Genomic DNA, 13,754 nt, shown 5'->3' with positions numbered 1-13,754 from the left:
TTCTGATCAGGTAATTCATTGTGAGCGCTTGCCGCGAGGGGAAGACATCGTTTAAGGAGGTGATCCAGCCGCAGGTTCCCCTACGGCTACCTTGTTACGACTTCACCCCAGTCATGAACCACACCGTGGTGATCGCCCTCTTGCGTTAGGCTAACCACTTCTGGTGCAGTCCACTCCCATGGTGTGACGGGCGGTGTGTACAAGGCCCGGGAACGTATTCACCGTGGCATTCTGATCCACGATTACTAGCGATTCCGACTTCACGGAGTCGAGTTGCAGACTCCGATCCGGACTGAGATCGGCTTTTCGGGATTGGCTCACTCTCGCGAGTTGGCAACCCTTTGTACCGACCATTGTAGCACGTGTGTAGCCCTACTCGTAAGGGCCATGATGACTTGACGTCGTCCCCACCTTCCTCCGGTTTGTCACCGGCAGTCTCCTTAGAGTTCCCGCCTTTACGCGCTGGCAAATAAGGACAAGGGTTGCGCTCGTTACGGGACTTAACCCAACATTTCACAACACGAGCTGACGACAGCCATGCAGCACCTGTCTCTGCGTTCCCGAAGGCACCAAGTGATCTCTCACAAGTTCGCAGGATGTCAAGAGTAGGTAAGGTTCTTCGCGTTGCATCGAATTAAACCACATGCTCCACCGCTTGTGCGGGCCCCCGTCAATTCATTTGAGTTTTAACCTTGCGGCCGTACTCCCCAGGCGGTCGACTTATCGCGTTAACTTCGCCACAAAGTGCGCTAGGCACCCAACGGCTGGTCGACATCGTTTACGGCGTGGACTACCAGGGTATCTAATCCTGTTTGCTACCCACGCTTTCGCACCTCAGTGTCAGTGTCAGTCCAGAAGGCCGCCTTCGCCACTGGTATTCCTCCCGATCTCTACGCATTTCACCGCTACACCGGGAATTCTACCTTCCTCTCCTGCACTCTAGCTTGACAGTTCCGGATGCCGTTCCCAGGTTGAGCCCGGGGCTTTCACAACCGGCTTATCAAGCCACCTACGCGCGCTTTACGCCCAGTAATTCCGATTAACGCTCGCACCCTCCGTATTACCGCGGCTGCTGGCACGGAGTTAGCCGGTGCTTCTTCTGTGAGTGATGTCTTTCCTGATGGGTATTAACCACCAGGCGTTCTTCCTCACTGAAAGTGCTTTACAACCCGAGGGCCTTCTTCACACACGCGGCATGGCTGGATCAGGGTTCCCCCCATTGTCCAATATTCCCCACTGCTGCCTCCCGTAGGAGTTCGGGCCGTGTCTCAGTCCCGATGTGGCTGATCATCCTCTCAGACCAGCTACGGATCGTCGCCTTGGTGAGCCTTTACCTCACCAACCAGCTAATCCGACATAGGCTCATCCGATAGCGGGAGCCGGAGCCCCCTTTCTCCCGTAGGACGTATGCGGTATTAGCCTGGGTTTCCCCAGGTTATCCCCCACTATCGGGCAGATTCCTATGCATTACTCACCCGTCCGCCGCTCGTCAGCGGGGTGCAAGCACCCCCTGTTACCGCTCGACTTGCATGTGTTAGGCCTGCCGCCAGCGTTCAATCTGAGCCATGATCAAACTCTTCAGTTTAAGATCAATGCGATCCTTACTCGCCATCTCAGGACTAGCCGAAGACAACAAAAGCGGATCAAACTTGGCTCAAGGTTCAAACGAATTCACTGCGATACTCCGAAGAGTATCCTGGTGTTCGCTTGCCTTGATATTGGGTGATGATTCACCCTCATCGGCAAGCGCCCACATGAATTACCTGATCAAATTGTTAAAGAGCGATACCACTGTCATCATTTCGCTGTGACTGGCTCGGTGACCTGAACCGTGTTGCCTCAACGAGGAAGGCGTATTCTACGCATTCCGTGGTGTTTGTCAAGGGCTGTTTTCAGCGAGTGAAGCGAGCGATCAATCCAACCAACAGATGACGCTAACTTCCTGACAAACCAAAGGTTTTCAACCTTCTTCACCGCTGGCAACGCTTGGCGTCCCCGGCAGCGGATGCGTACTTTACGGATTCGCTGCCGGGTTGGCAAGGGCTATTTTGAAAAAGTTTTCAAAAAGTTCAAGCAAGCGTCACACGAGCGTAGCGTTTCTTGCCTGCCTGGATGACGTACACCTTACCGGTGGCCAGCATGGTGTCCTGAGCAACGACCTCGCCATCGACCTTGACGCTGCCATTTTTCAGCATGTCCTTGGCCTGGGCGCTGTTCTTTGTCAGGCCGGAGCGATTCAGAACCGCGGCGATGGGTGCTTGCTCACTGCCTTCGAACTCTACCGTCACTTCCGGCAGGTCTTCCGGCAGCTCACCCTCGGCCAGCTGGTTGCCCGCCGATTTATGCGCATTCGCGGCTGCTTCATCGCCGTGGTAACGGGCGATGAGCTCACGCGCCAGCTCCATCTTCACATCCCGAGGATTGGCACCCTGCTCCACGCTGAGCTTCAGCGCGGCGATCTCTTCGTTGGTTTTCAACGAGAGCAATTCAAAGTAGCGCCACATCAAGCTGTCAGGCATGGAGACCAGCTTGTTGAACATCGACCCCGGCGCTTCATCCACGCCGACGTAGTTGCCCAGCGATTTGGACATCTTCTGGACGCCGTCCAGCCCTTCCAGCAGCGGCATGGTAATGACGACCTGTGGCTCCTGGCCAAAATGCTTCTGGATTTCACGCCCCATCAGCAAGTTGAACTTCTGGTCGGTACCGCCCAGCTCGATGTCGGCTTCCAGCGCAACCGAATCGTAGCCCTGCACCAGCGGGTAGAGGAACTCATGGATGGCGATGGGCTGATTGGCCTTGTAACGCTTCTCGAAGTCGTCACGCTCCAGCATGCGGGCCACGGTGCTTTGGGCGGCCAGCTCGATCATCTTTGCGGCGGTCAGCTCACCGAACCACTCCGCATTGAAACGGACTTCGGTCTTTTCAGGATCGAGGATCTTGAAAACCTGCTCTTTATAGGTTTCCGCATTCGCTTTGACATCGGCTTCGGTCAGCGGCTTGCGGGTGACGTTCTTGCCGGTGGGATCACCGATCCGACCGGTGAAGTCACCAATCAGGAAGATCACCGTGTGCCCCAGATCCTGGAACTGGCGCATTTTGGTGAGCAGCACGCTGTGGCCGAGGTGCAGGTCGGGGGCGGTAGGATCGAATCCAGCCTTGATGCGCAGCTTGCGGCCCGACGCCAGTTTCTTGCGCAGCTCGTCTTCTACCAGGATTTCATGCGTACCTCGCGACAGCAGCGCTAACGCCTGATCCACCTCACTCATTGCCTCTCTCCATGTACTATATGCCGTATATAGGCGATTAACCGTGATGCGGGCGATATTACCACGCCCCAAGGCACTGGTTGAGCCTTCACCCCGTTTTGGATGCATGGCGATATGAAAACTTCACCTCTCGCGTTACCGACCTTGTATGTCGGGCTGATGTCGGGCACCAGCCTGGACGGCATCGATGCCGCCCTCGTCGAAATAACGCCCCATACTCCTCCGACCCTGATCGGCACCACGGCGGTTGCCATGCCCGATGCGCTGCATGGGCAACTGCTACATTTATGCCACTCGTCGTCGGTGACGTTTGCCGAGCTGGCCGCTGCCGAAGATGCTTTCTGCCGCTTGCAAGCACGGGCCGTCAACACTCTGTTGGCAGAGCATGGCGTCGCTCACCACCAGATAGCGGCCATCGGCAGCCACGGCCAGACCATCGAACATGCCCCCGAGGGGCACCAGGGCGGGCCACGCTATACCTGGCAACTGGACAACCCGAGCCTGCTGGCAGAACTGACCGGCTGCGCCGTCGTGGCGGATTTTCGCCGTCGTGACCTGGCTGCAGGAGGCCAGGCGGCGCCCCTGGCTCCTGCGTTTCATCAGGCACTGTTCGGAGCACGGGCAGGTGAACAGCTGGTGCTCAACCTGGGCGGCTTTGCCAACCTTACCTGGCTATCGAGCCAACCGGGGCAGGCGGTGGTGGGGTTCGATACGGGGCCGGCCAATGTGCTGCTGGATGCCTGGTTTGGCCAGCATCATGTCGGCCGATTTGACCAACAGGGTGCCTGGGCAGCCAGCGGCCGCGTGGACACCGCCCTGCTGGAGCGACTGCTGCAAGAGCCCTTCTTTCAGCAGCCACCGCCGCGCAGCACGGGCCGTGAGCTCTTTCACCTGGATTGGCTACAGCGCCACCTCACCGGCCACGAAGCGCCCTGCGACATTCAGGCAACGCTGGCGGAACTCACGGTGGCCAGTATCGCGCAAGGCATCGCCCAACTGCCGCTGGGCGATCAAAAAGCGACCCTGCTGGTCTGCGGAGGAGGCGCCCATAACGGCCATTTGATGGAGAGGCTGGCGGCTCGCCTACCGCACATGACGCTGGTATCACCGGCCACGCTGGGCTGGCCGGAAGATTGGATCGAAGCGGGTGCCTTTGCCTGGCTGGCCCATCAGCGCCTGCATGGGCTCCCCGGCAATCTGCCTTCCGTGACGGGTGCCAGCGGCCCGCGTGTACTGGGCGGTATTTACGCCGCCTGATACCGCGCCGCTACTCCTTGACCGACAGCGTTCCCTTGGCTCGGGCCTGAGCGTCGCCTAGTGTGACCACCCCCTCCTTGACCAACCGCGCCAAGGAGGCATCCAGCGTTTGCATGCCCAGCGCGCCACCGGTCTGAATGGCGGAGTAGATCTGAGCCACCTTGTCTTCGCGGATCAGGTTGCGCACCGCTGCCGTGGCAATCAGAATTTCGTGAGCTGCCACACGTCCGCCCCCCTGTCGCTTGAGGAGCGTCTGCGAGATGACCGCCTGCAGCGACTCGGACAGCATCGAGCGCACCATGGACTTCTCTTCCCCGGGGAACACGTCGATGATCCGGTCGATGGTCTTGGCCGCCGACGTGGTATGCAGGGTGCCAAACACCAGATGGCCGGTTTCGGCGGCGGTCAGCGCCAGCCGAATCGTCTCCAGGTCCCGCAGCTCGCCCACCAGAATCACGTCCGGGTCTTCCCGCAGCGCACTGCGCAGCGCGCCAGCAAAGCTGTGGGTGTCACGATGCACCTCGCGCTGATTGATCAGGCAGCGCTTGCTGGTATGCACAAACTCCACCGGGTCTTCGATGGTCAGGATATGCTCGAAGCGGTGGTCATTGATGTAATCGATCATGGCCGCCAGCGTCGTGCTCTTGCCCGACCCCGTTGGCCCTGTCACCAGCACCAATCCCCGCGGCAGCATGGCAAGACGCTCGAACACCTCACCCATGCCCAGGGTCTGCATCGACAGCACTTCATTGGGAATGGTACGGAACACCGCCCCGGCCCCCCGCGCCTGATTGAAGGCATTGACCCTGAAACGCGCAACGCCGGGCACCTCGAAAGAGAAGTCGGCTTCCAGATGCTCTTCATAGTCGCGGCGCTGACGATCGTTCATGATGTCGTAGATCAATCGCCGAACGTCACTGTTTTCCATGGCGGGCACATTAAGCCGACGGATATCGCCATCAACACGTATCATGGGAGGCAAGCCTGCAGAAAGATGCAGGTCGGACGCATTCTGCTTTGCCGAGAATGCCAGCAGTTCGGTAATATCCATCTCTCTTTTCCCAGCTGCGGTAAGGTGTTTGAGTATGACAGACAACGCGCTTCCCGAGTCACTGGCCGCTGCGCGCGAACGCCTGGGCCAGGCGCTCGACCAGGCCGGGCGACCAGCGAACGGTGCAACGCTGCTGGCGGTGAGTAAAACCAAGCCCGCCAGCAGCGTGCGCCTGGCCTGGCAGCACGGCCAGCGGGCGTTTGGCGAAAACTACCTGCAGGAAGCGCTGGACAAGCAGGCGCAGTTGGCCGACCTGGAAGACATTGTCTGGCACTTCATTGGCCCGTTGCAATCCAACAAAACCCGGCCCGTGGCCGAACAGTTTGCCTGGGTACACAGCGTCGACCGCCTCAAGATTGCCAAGCGCCTGAGCGAACAGCGCCCGGCCCACCTGCCACCGTTGAATATCTGCCTGCAGGTCAATATCAGTCGCGAAACTACCAAGTCCGGGGTACTGCCGGAAGATACGCTGGCCCTGGCCCGGGAAATCGCGCCCCTGCCCAGCCTCGCCTTGCGGGGCCTCATGGCGATTCCTGCCCCAGCGGAAACGCAGGAAGCGCAGCGCAAACCGTTGGCTGAACTACGGGCGTTGCTGGAAACGCTGCAGGCAGCCCTGCCCGATGCCCCTCTGGATACGCTCTCGATGGGCATGAGCGATGACCTCGAAGCCGCGATTCTGGAAGGTGCCACGCTGGTACGGCTGGGCACCGCCATTTTTGGCGCTCGGAGTTGACGGCAACCCCCCCGAACACGGCTTATTTACTGCTGCACGTCGCAGCCATTTGCGAAAAAGGATCCCCCATGGCGAACAAGATCACCTTCATTGGCGCAGGCAACATGGCCAGCGCCATTATCGGCGGCCTGATCGACAGCGGTGTCGCGCCTGGCGACATCACCGCCACGGCCCCCAACGAGAGCGAGCTTTCAGCCCTGGCCTCGCGCCTGGGCATTCATACCCATACCGATAACAACGCGGCGGTGAGTGGTGCTGACGTGGTCGTCCTGGCCGTCAAGCCGCAAATCATGCGTGGCGTTTGTGAGGCCCTGCGCGATAGCGTCCAGCAGCAGGCACCGCTGGTCGTCTCGATTGCGGCAGGTCTGGACGCTGACACCATCGACCAGTGGCTAGGGGGTGGTAACGCCCTGGTACGCTGCATGCCCAACACGCCGTCCCTGGTCGGCATGGGCGCCAGTGGCCTCTACGCCAATCAGGCCGTCAGCGAGGCCCAGCGCGAACTGGCCACACAGATGATGGAAGCCGTGGGTATCGTCGAGTGGGTCGAAGAAGAGCACCTGCTGAATGCCGTCACCGCCGTGTCCGGCAGTGCACCGGCCTATTTCTTCCTGATGTTCGAAGCCATGGAAGCAGCCGCCGTGGCACAGGGGCTTTCGGCCGCCACGGCGCGACGGCTGGCCATCCAGACCGCGCTGGGTGCCGCCACCATGGCCAAGGGCAGCGATAAAGACCCCGCCACGCTGAAACAGAACGTGATGTCGCCGGGCGGCACCACCGAGCGCGCCATTGCCCACATGGAAGAGGCCGAACTGAGAACCATCATCGCCGATGCCATGCAAGCGTGCGCTCAGCGTGCCGATGCCATGGCCAAAGAGCTCAGCCAACACACATAATGCCTGCGTTACACACAGGATGACGTGCCTGATACGCCTTTAGCGTTTATTTTGCACACCAATACCAAGATCGAAGGAGAGGCAGCAATGGGAAGCCAACTGGGCAGCGCGGGGCTAATGCTCGTCAACACACTGATCAATATCTATCTGTTTCTGTTGATGCTGCGTTTCTTGCTGCAGGCGTCACGGGCCGATTACTACAACCCCCTGAGCCAGTCGGTGGTCAAGATCACCCAGCCGGTGGTAGGGCTGTTCCAGGGCTTCCTGGGCCCCGTGGCAGGTCGCTTCGACCTGGCCACCCTTGCGGCGGGGTTCGTCCTGAAGGTCGTCAGCATCGTGGCCATCTTCATGGTCGTTGGGCTGGGCATGCCGCCGATTCCCGGCCTGTTGATTGCCGGAGTCGCGGCGCTGGCCAATGCCATCCTGAAGATTTACTTCTTTGCCATGATCGTCATGATCATCCTGAGCTGGGTGGCCCCCAATGCCAGTCATCCAGGCGCGCTGCTGGTCATGCAGCTGGTAGAGCCCATCATGGCTCCCGTGCGCAAGGTCATCCCGCCGCTGGGCATGATCGATCTGTCACCCATCGTGGTGTTCATCGCCATCAACCTGGTCGATGGGCTGGTGGTTGGCGCGCTGATCCGCGCGGCGGGAATCTCGGGCGCGCTGGTCGGCCTCTGAGGCTGGTCGTCGCGTCTTTTTGAGCAGGATCCATTTTGCAGGACTAGCGCTTTCGATGCCTGATTCAGACACTCTTGCTTTTGCTGACCGGCCAGCGGACTCCGTGGGTCTGGTCACACCACACGTTGCCAAATTTGATACGCCGCTACCGCTCGCCTGCGGCAAGACGCTGCCGGAATACGAGCTGATCTATGAAACCTACGGCACGCTCAACGCCGAGCGCTCCAACGCGGTACTGATCTGTCACGCGCTCTCCGGCCACCACCATGCGGCGGGCTACCACTCTGCCGAGGACCGCAAGCCCGGCTGGTGGGATGCCCATATCGGCCCGGGCAAATCCATCGACACCAACCGTTTCTTCGTGGTGTCGCTGAACAACCTGGGCGGCTGCCACGGCAGTACCGGCCCCGTCAGCCATAACCCAGACACCGGTCGCCAGTGGGGGCCTGACTTCCCCGTGATCACGGTCAACGACTGGGTGGCCAGCCAAGCGCGCCTGGCCGACCACCTGGGCATCGAGCGCTGGGCTGCGGCCGTGGGTGGCAGCCTGGGCGGCATGCAGGTGCTGCAGTGGAGCATCACGTACCCGGAGCGGGTGGCCAATGCGGTCATCATTGCCGCCACGCCACGCCTGTCGGCCCAGAACATCGCCTTCAACGAGGTGGCTCGTCAGGCCATTCGCTCCGACCCGGAGTTCTTCGACGGCTGGTACGCAGAGCACGACACGGTGCCCAGGCGGGGGCTGAAGCTGGCGCGGATGGTCGGTCATATCACTTACCTCTCCGAAGACGCCATGGGCAGCAAATTTGGCCGCGACCTGCGCAGCGACGACCTGAATTTCGGCTTCGATGTCGAGTTCCAGGTGGAGTCCTACCTGCGTTATCAGGGCGATACCTTCTCCACCGCCTTCGATGCCAATACCTATCTGCTGATGACCAAGGCGCTGGACTACTTCGACCCTGCCGCCAGCCACGGGGGCGACCTTGCCCAGGCGCTGGCCCCGGCCCAATGCCCTTTCCTGATCGTCAGCTTCACCACCGACTGGCGCTTCCCGCCCTCGCGTTCCCGTGAGCTGGTGGATGCCCTGACCCAGGCGGGCAAATCGGTCAGCTATGCCAATATCGACTCCCCTCACGGCCACGACGCCTTCCTGCTGCCTGAACCCCGCTACCACGCGCTGTTCAGTGCCTTCATGGGTCGCGTCGCTCGCGAGCTGAAGATCGACGCCGTCGCCAAGAAGGAGGCTCGTTAATGCGCACCGATCTGGAATTGATCTATGACTGGGTGCCCCACGGCGCCCGTATCCTCGACCTGGCCTGCGGCGACGGCACGCTGCTGGAGCGGCTGGCCAACGAGAAACAGGTCTCCGGTTACGGGCTGGAGATCGACCCGGAGGGCATCACCCAGTGTGTGGCCAAAGGGGTCAGCGTGATCGAACACAACCTGGACGACGGCCTAGCCAGCTTCGGCGACAACAGCTACGACCAGGTCATCATGACGCAGGCCTTGCAGGCACTGCGCCGCCCGGACAAGATGCTCGATGAGATGCTGCGGGTGGCGGAGGAAGGCATCATTACCTTCCCCAACTTTGCCTACTGGCGTCACCGCGTCCACCTGGGGGTGCGCGGTTACATGCCGGTATCGAAGTCGCTGCCCCACGCCTGGTACGACACGCCCAACATTCACCTGTCGACCTTCAATGACTTCGAGCATCTCTGTGGCGAGAAGGGGCTGGTGATCGTGGACCGCGCCGTGGGCGTAGGCGACCACAAAGGGCACTGGACATCCAAATGGTGGCCGAATCTGTTTGGCGAAATTGCCATTTTCAGGGTTCGCCGCCGCCCATCGTAGAGGAGAACCGCCATGGCGATGGCAAGACTGCGCCGCAGCCTCGCGCTGCTGACACTATTGGGTCTGCTGCTGATGTCGACCCAGGCCACGGCAGAACAGTGGGTCGAAGTGGGCGATTATGAAATTCACTACAGCGCCATCGCCACGCGGCACTTGAGCCCGGAAGTCGCTCAAGCCCACCGCATCCAGCGCAGCGCCGGGCACGGGCTGGTCAACGTGGCCGTGCGCCAGCGCCAGCCAGATGGCACGACGCGCCCGGTCATGGCCAACGTTCAGGGCAGCGTAGGAGGACTGAATGACGCCGGGGAGTCTCTCGGCTTTCGCAATGTCCGCGACGGCGATGCCACCTACCACATTGCGCTGTTCACCCTGCGCCATGACGAACCCATGCGCTTCGACCTGGAAGTGCGCCACGACCGCAATGCGCCCCCGCAGCCGGTCAGCTTTATCCAGCGTTTCTACATCGAGCGTTAGGCCCGCACCGTCAGCGCCCGGTTCAAACGTGCAGTGAACGGCGCTGCGTCGCGCCACTCGAGACGAATGCCGTAGGCCAGCACATCGACGCCCGCCGCCATGGCCTCGGCCAGCGCGGTCGCGTAAACGGGGTCGGTGTGGGCCGCTGGAGCCACGTCCTCGATCCCTTCATGGGCGACGCAAAACAGCAGCACCGCCCGTGCGCCCTGCTGGGCCAGCGCCGTCAGGTGGTGCAAATGCCGCGTGCCACGCTCACTGACCGAATCCGGGAAATAGCCGTGGCCATCGTCCTCCTTGAGCGTTACCTGCTTGACCTCGACATAGGCCGCCCCCTTCACCGGGTCGTCGAGGCGAAAATCGAGCCGCGCATCGGCTACTTTCACCTCACGCGTCAGCGTGGCGTAGCCTGCCAGAGGGGGGATGTCTCCCGCCTGTATGGCCGACTCGACCAACCGATTGGCCCGCCCGGTGTGCACCGAGGCCAGCGCCAGCGCGCCGTCCGGCTGGGGCAGCGCAATCCACTCCCAGGTCCAGGCCAGCTTGCGTTTGGGGTTGTCGCTGGGCGATAGCCATACCCGAGCCCCCGGCACGTTGACCGCCTTCATCGAACCGGTATTGGGGCAGTGCGCCACCACCTCTTCGCCGCTGTCCAGCCGCACATCGGCCAGAAAACGCTTGTAGCGGCGCAGCAGCGTACCCGGCACCAGCGTGGGGTAGTGCATCATAAGCGACCTACGAAGCGGGCCAGGCGCTCCATGGCTTCCTGAAGCCTGGGCACTTCATTGGTGAACGCGATTCGCACATGGTGCTCTCCGCCCTGGACGGCAAAGTCGATCCCCGGCGTGATGGCCACGTTCTCCTCTTGCAGCAGGCGTTCGCAAAAGGCCTGGCTGTCGCGGCTGTAGCGAGAAATATCCAACCATACATAAAACGCCCCCTGGGGTGGCAGGTCCGGTGCCAGCCCCAGCGCCGCCAGGCCATCCAGCAACACCTGACGCCGCTGCTTGAGGGTGGCCCGACGGGTTTCGAGAATATCGCGACACTCCGGCGTGAAGGCCGCCAGCGCCGCATACTGGGAGGGCGTCGGCGCAGCCAGAAACACGTTCTGCGCCAGCCGCGTGAGTGGCTCGACCGCCTGCTCGGGCGCCCCCAGCCACCCCAGCCGCCAGCCCGTCATGCCGAAGTACTTGGAAAAGCTGTTCACCACAAACGCATTCTCCGACAGCGACAGAGCCGACAGCGGGGCATCGTCGTAATTCAGCCCCTGATAGATTTCGTCGACGATGAGATCGCCGCCCTTGGCGGCCACCGCCTGCATGACCTCCCTTAGCGCGGTAGCGCTGAGCGTATGCCCGGTGGGGTTGGAAGGCGTGGCCAGCATCGCCAGCCGCGTATCGGGCTGCCAGTGACGTTCGACCAGCGGTGCGGTCAGCTGCCAGCCGCTGTCACGGCCCACCGGTACGCTGTCGATGTGGGCACCGGCCAGCGCCATGAAGTGGCGATTGCACGGGTAATTGGGGTCGGCCATCAGCACGCGCTGACCGCTTTCCACCAGCAGCTGGCTGGCCAGCAGCAGGGCACCGGACGCGCCGGGGGTCACCAGAATCCGCGCCGGGTCCACCGTTGCCCCAAAGTGCTGGGCATAATGGTCGGCAATCGCTTCACGCAGTGTGGCCAGCCCCGCCGCCGGTGTATAGCGTGTACGGCCTTCCGCCAGCGCCTGCTGCCCTGCCGCCACGATGGGGGCTGGCGTGGCAAAATCGGGTTCTCCTACCTCCAGGTGGATGACATCATGACCCGCCGCCTCACGCGCCTGCGCCATTTCCAATAAGTGCATCACGCGAAAAGGTGCGACGTGTTCCACACGCGTATTCCAGGCCATAACGGTTCCTTTTCCTAGCAGTAGTCAAAACATGACCCATGGCGTACAAGATGTAGGACCATGGTCGAAAACGCACTATTATGCTTGCATCGCAGCTAATTTTCAGCTAAACAAGCACCCCTTTGGCGTGCGATCGTGACACACGCACATGGTCGATCAGCAGTCACAACGTTCAGTAGTCACAACGTAAGGGGCACTCCCATGCCAGTAGCGGAAAAGAAATCGGAAGCGTCCAAGTCCTTCATCCCGTACGAGCCGGCACCGGGTGAAGAGTATATGAACGAGAAGCAGCTCGCGCACTTCCGCCAGCTGCTTCTGGACTGGAAACAGGACCTCATGGAAGAGGTGGATCGTACCGTACGCCACCTGCAGGAAGACGCCAATAACTACGCCGACCCCGCCGACCGCGCGACCCAGGAAGAAGGCTTCAGCCTGGAATTGCGTACTCGGGATCGTGAGCGCAAGTTGCTGAAAAAGATCAACGAAACCATCGAAAAGATCGATGAAGACGACTATGGCTTCTGCGAGGCCTGCGGGGTCGAGATCGGTATTCGCCGCCTCGAAGCACGCCCGACGGCCACGCTGTGCGTCGACTGCAAAACGCTGGCCGAGCTGAAAGAGAAGCAGCTGGGCGGTTGACACCGCGGCCACCGCAACATGAGTGACGGCCGCTGACGGGCACCCTTGAGGTGCCCGTTTTTGTTTGTCATCTTGTGTCTTTCCACGCTTGTGCTCTTTGATTGCCAGAAACGGGTTGCCATGACCGCTACCGCTTCCTATCGCGGGCGTTTTGCCCCTACGCCCTCCGGCCCTTTGCATCTTGGCTCACTGGTGGCCGCCCTGGGTAGCTATCTGGACGCCCGTGCCGCCGGTGGCCAATGGCTGGTGCGCATAGAAGACATCGACCCGCCACGCTGCCCAGACGGCGCCGACCGCACCATCCTGCAGCAGCTGGAAAGGTTCGGCTTGTATTGGGACGAAGCGGTCTGCTGGCAGCACACCCGCTCAGACGCCTATCAGCGGGCGCTGGAGCAGCTGATCACTCAGCGCCTCGCCTACCCCTGCAGCTGTTCGAGAAAACAGTGGCAGGATTTCGACGTCTATCCTGGCTGGTGCCGAGACGGCGTGCGCGACGCAACTAAACCTATTGCCTGGCGGCTGCGCAGCGACCTCGGCCAGCGCCCTGTGGTCTGGCAGGACCGCCTGTTTGGTCGCCAGCAGTTCGACCCGGCGGCGCTGGGCGACGTGGTGCTCAAGCGTAAGGATGCCTTGTGGGCCTATCAGCTGGCGGTCGTGGTCGATGATGCAGACCAAGCCATCACCGATATCGTGCGCGGCTACGACCTGCTCGACAACACCCCCTGGCAGCGCCAGCTGCAAGCGGCACTGGGCTATGCCACGCCGCGCTACCTGCACCTGCCGCTGGTGGTATCTGCGGATGGTCAGAAGCTCTCCAAACAGAACCTCGCCCCGCCGCTGGCGGATGCACCAGACGCCGTGCGCCGCCAGCTCCACCAGGCGCTCACGCTGCTCGACCAGGCGCCCCCGGCAACCCTGGCAAGCGAGCCAGTCGACACTCAGCTGCAGTGGGCCATTGCCCACTGGTCGCCCGAGCGCCTGACGCCCCACGCCCATCGGCCCACGCCCGAGGAGCCCTGAC

13 protein-coding genes and 1 rRNA gene are annotated in these 13,754 nt (G+C 61.5%); 9 read left to right on the top strand and 5 right to left on the bottom strand.

Annotation, left to right across the window (positions count from 1 at the left end):
* Nucleotides 1-52: 52 nt before the first annotated feature.
* Both HSS18214_RS0114255 and tyrS read right to left on the bottom strand, forming a co-directional pair.
* Nucleotides 53-1,585, bottom strand: a 16S ribosomal RNA gene (locus HSS18214_RS0114255).
* Between the two features lie 484 nt (nucleotides 1,586-2,069).
* Nucleotides 2,070-3,269: a tyrosine--tRNA ligase gene (tyrS, locus tag HSS18214_RS0114250; RefSeq protein ID WP_016915952.1), complete on the bottom strand. Its 1,200-nt coding sequence runs from the start codon at nucleotides 3,267-3,269 to the stop codon at nucleotides 2,070-2,072.
* A gap of 114 nt (nucleotides 3,270-3,383) precedes the next feature.
* Here tyrS and HSS18214_RS0114245 point away from each other — a divergent pair, with 114 nt between their 5' ends.
* On the top strand, nucleotides 3,384-4,526 hold the full coding sequence (locus HSS18214_RS0114245; RefSeq protein ID WP_026001953.1) for an anhydro-N-acetylmuramic acid kinase: 1,143 nt from the start codon (nucleotides 3,384-3,386) through the stop codon (nucleotides 4,524-4,526).
* A 10-nt stretch (nucleotides 4,527-4,536) separates the two neighbouring features.
* Here the strand turns inward: HSS18214_RS0114245 and HSS18214_RS0114240 are convergent, their stop codons facing one another.
* Complete coding sequence (locus HSS18214_RS0114240) at nucleotides 4,537-5,577, bottom strand: type IV pilus twitching motility protein PilT (RefSeq protein ID WP_016915950.1); 1,041 nt, start codon at nucleotides 5,575-5,577, stop codon at nucleotides 4,537-4,539.
* Nucleotides 5,578-5,611: 34 nt separating this feature from the next.
* On the opposite strand from HSS18214_RS0114240, the gene HSS18214_RS0114235 reads away from it, so the two are divergent.
* From HSS18214_RS0114235 to HSS18214_RS0114210, 6 genes are all read left to right on the top strand, one after another.
* A complete protein-coding gene (locus HSS18214_RS0114235; RefSeq protein WP_016915949.1) occupies nucleotides 5,612-6,310 on the top strand; it encodes a YggS family pyridoxal phosphate-dependent enzyme in 699 nt (232 codons plus the stop codon).
* A 68-nt stretch (nucleotides 6,311-6,378) separates the two neighbouring features.
* Complete coding sequence (gene proC, locus HSS18214_RS0114230; RefSeq protein ID WP_016915948.1) at nucleotides 6,379-7,206, top strand: pyrroline-5-carboxylate reductase; 828 nt, start codon at nucleotides 6,379-6,381, stop codon at nucleotides 7,204-7,206.
* A gap of 87 nt (nucleotides 7,207-7,293) precedes the next feature.
* Complete coding sequence (locus tag HSS18214_RS0114225) at nucleotides 7,294-7,887, top strand: YggT family protein (RefSeq protein ID WP_016915947.1); 594 nt, start codon at nucleotides 7,294-7,296, stop codon at nucleotides 7,885-7,887.
* Nucleotides 7,888-7,942: 55 nt separating this feature from the next.
* Nucleotides 7,943-9,139 carry a homoserine O-succinyltransferase MetX gene (gene metX / locus HSS18214_RS0114220; RefSeq protein WP_016915946.1) on the top strand — a complete coding sequence of 399 codons (1,197 nt, stop codon included), beginning with the start codon at nucleotides 7,943-7,945 and terminating at the stop codon, nucleotides 9,137-9,139.
* Complete coding sequence (gene metW / locus HSS18214_RS0114215) at nucleotides 9,139-9,738, top strand: methionine biosynthesis protein MetW (RefSeq protein WP_016915945.1); 600 nt, start codon at nucleotides 9,139-9,141, stop codon at nucleotides 9,736-9,738. Before metX ends, metW begins: the two co-directional genes overlap by 1 nt.
* A gap of 12 nt (nucleotides 9,739-9,750) precedes the next feature.
* Nucleotides 9,751-10,212, top strand: a complete 462-nt coding sequence (locus HSS18214_RS0114210) for a DUF4426 domain-containing protein (RefSeq protein ID WP_016915944.1) — start codon at nucleotides 9,751-9,753, stop codon at nucleotides 10,210-10,212.
* Here HSS18214_RS0114210 and sfsA read toward each other — a convergent pair.
* Both sfsA and HSS18214_RS0114200 read right to left on the bottom strand, forming a co-directional pair.
* The gene (sfsA, locus tag HSS18214_RS0114205) at nucleotides 10,209-10,937 is read right to left on the bottom strand and encodes a DNA/RNA nuclease SfsA (protein ID WP_016915943.1); all 729 of its coding nucleotides are present in this window, start codon (nucleotides 10,935-10,937) and stop codon (nucleotides 10,209-10,211) included. The two genes, HSS18214_RS0114210 and sfsA, sit on opposite strands and share 4 nt — an antisense overlap.
* Entirely contained in the window at nucleotides 10,934-12,094 is a 1,161-nt protein-coding gene (locus HSS18214_RS0114200; protein WP_016915942.1) for an aminotransferase class I/II-fold pyridoxal phosphate-dependent enzyme, read from the bottom strand. Before HSS18214_RS0114200 ends, sfsA begins: the two co-directional genes overlap by 4 nt.
* 201 nt (nucleotides 12,095-12,295) lie before the next feature.
* On the opposite strand from HSS18214_RS0114200, the gene dksA reads away from it, so the two are divergent.
* Nucleotides 12,296-12,733 carry an RNA polymerase-binding protein DksA gene (dksA, locus tag HSS18214_RS0114195; protein ID WP_016915941.1) on the top strand — a complete coding sequence of 146 codons (438 nt, stop codon included), beginning with the start codon at nucleotides 12,296-12,298 and terminating at the stop codon, nucleotides 12,731-12,733.
* A gap of 120 nt (nucleotides 12,734-12,853) precedes the next feature.
* Nucleotides 12,854-13,753, top strand: a complete 900-nt coding sequence (gene gluQRS, locus HSS18214_RS0114190) for a tRNA glutamyl-Q(34) synthetase GluQRS (RefSeq protein ID WP_016915940.1) — start codon at nucleotides 12,854-12,856, stop codon at nucleotides 13,751-13,753.
* Nucleotide 13,754: the final 1 nt, after the last annotated feature.

This window comes from Vreelandella stevensii S18214 (genome assembly GCF_000275725.1).
Classification (GTDB): domain Bacteria; phylum Pseudomonadota; class Gammaproteobacteria; order Pseudomonadales; family Halomonadaceae; genus Vreelandella; species Vreelandella stevensii.
This window is presented reverse-complemented; position numbering and strand designations above follow the sequence as displayed.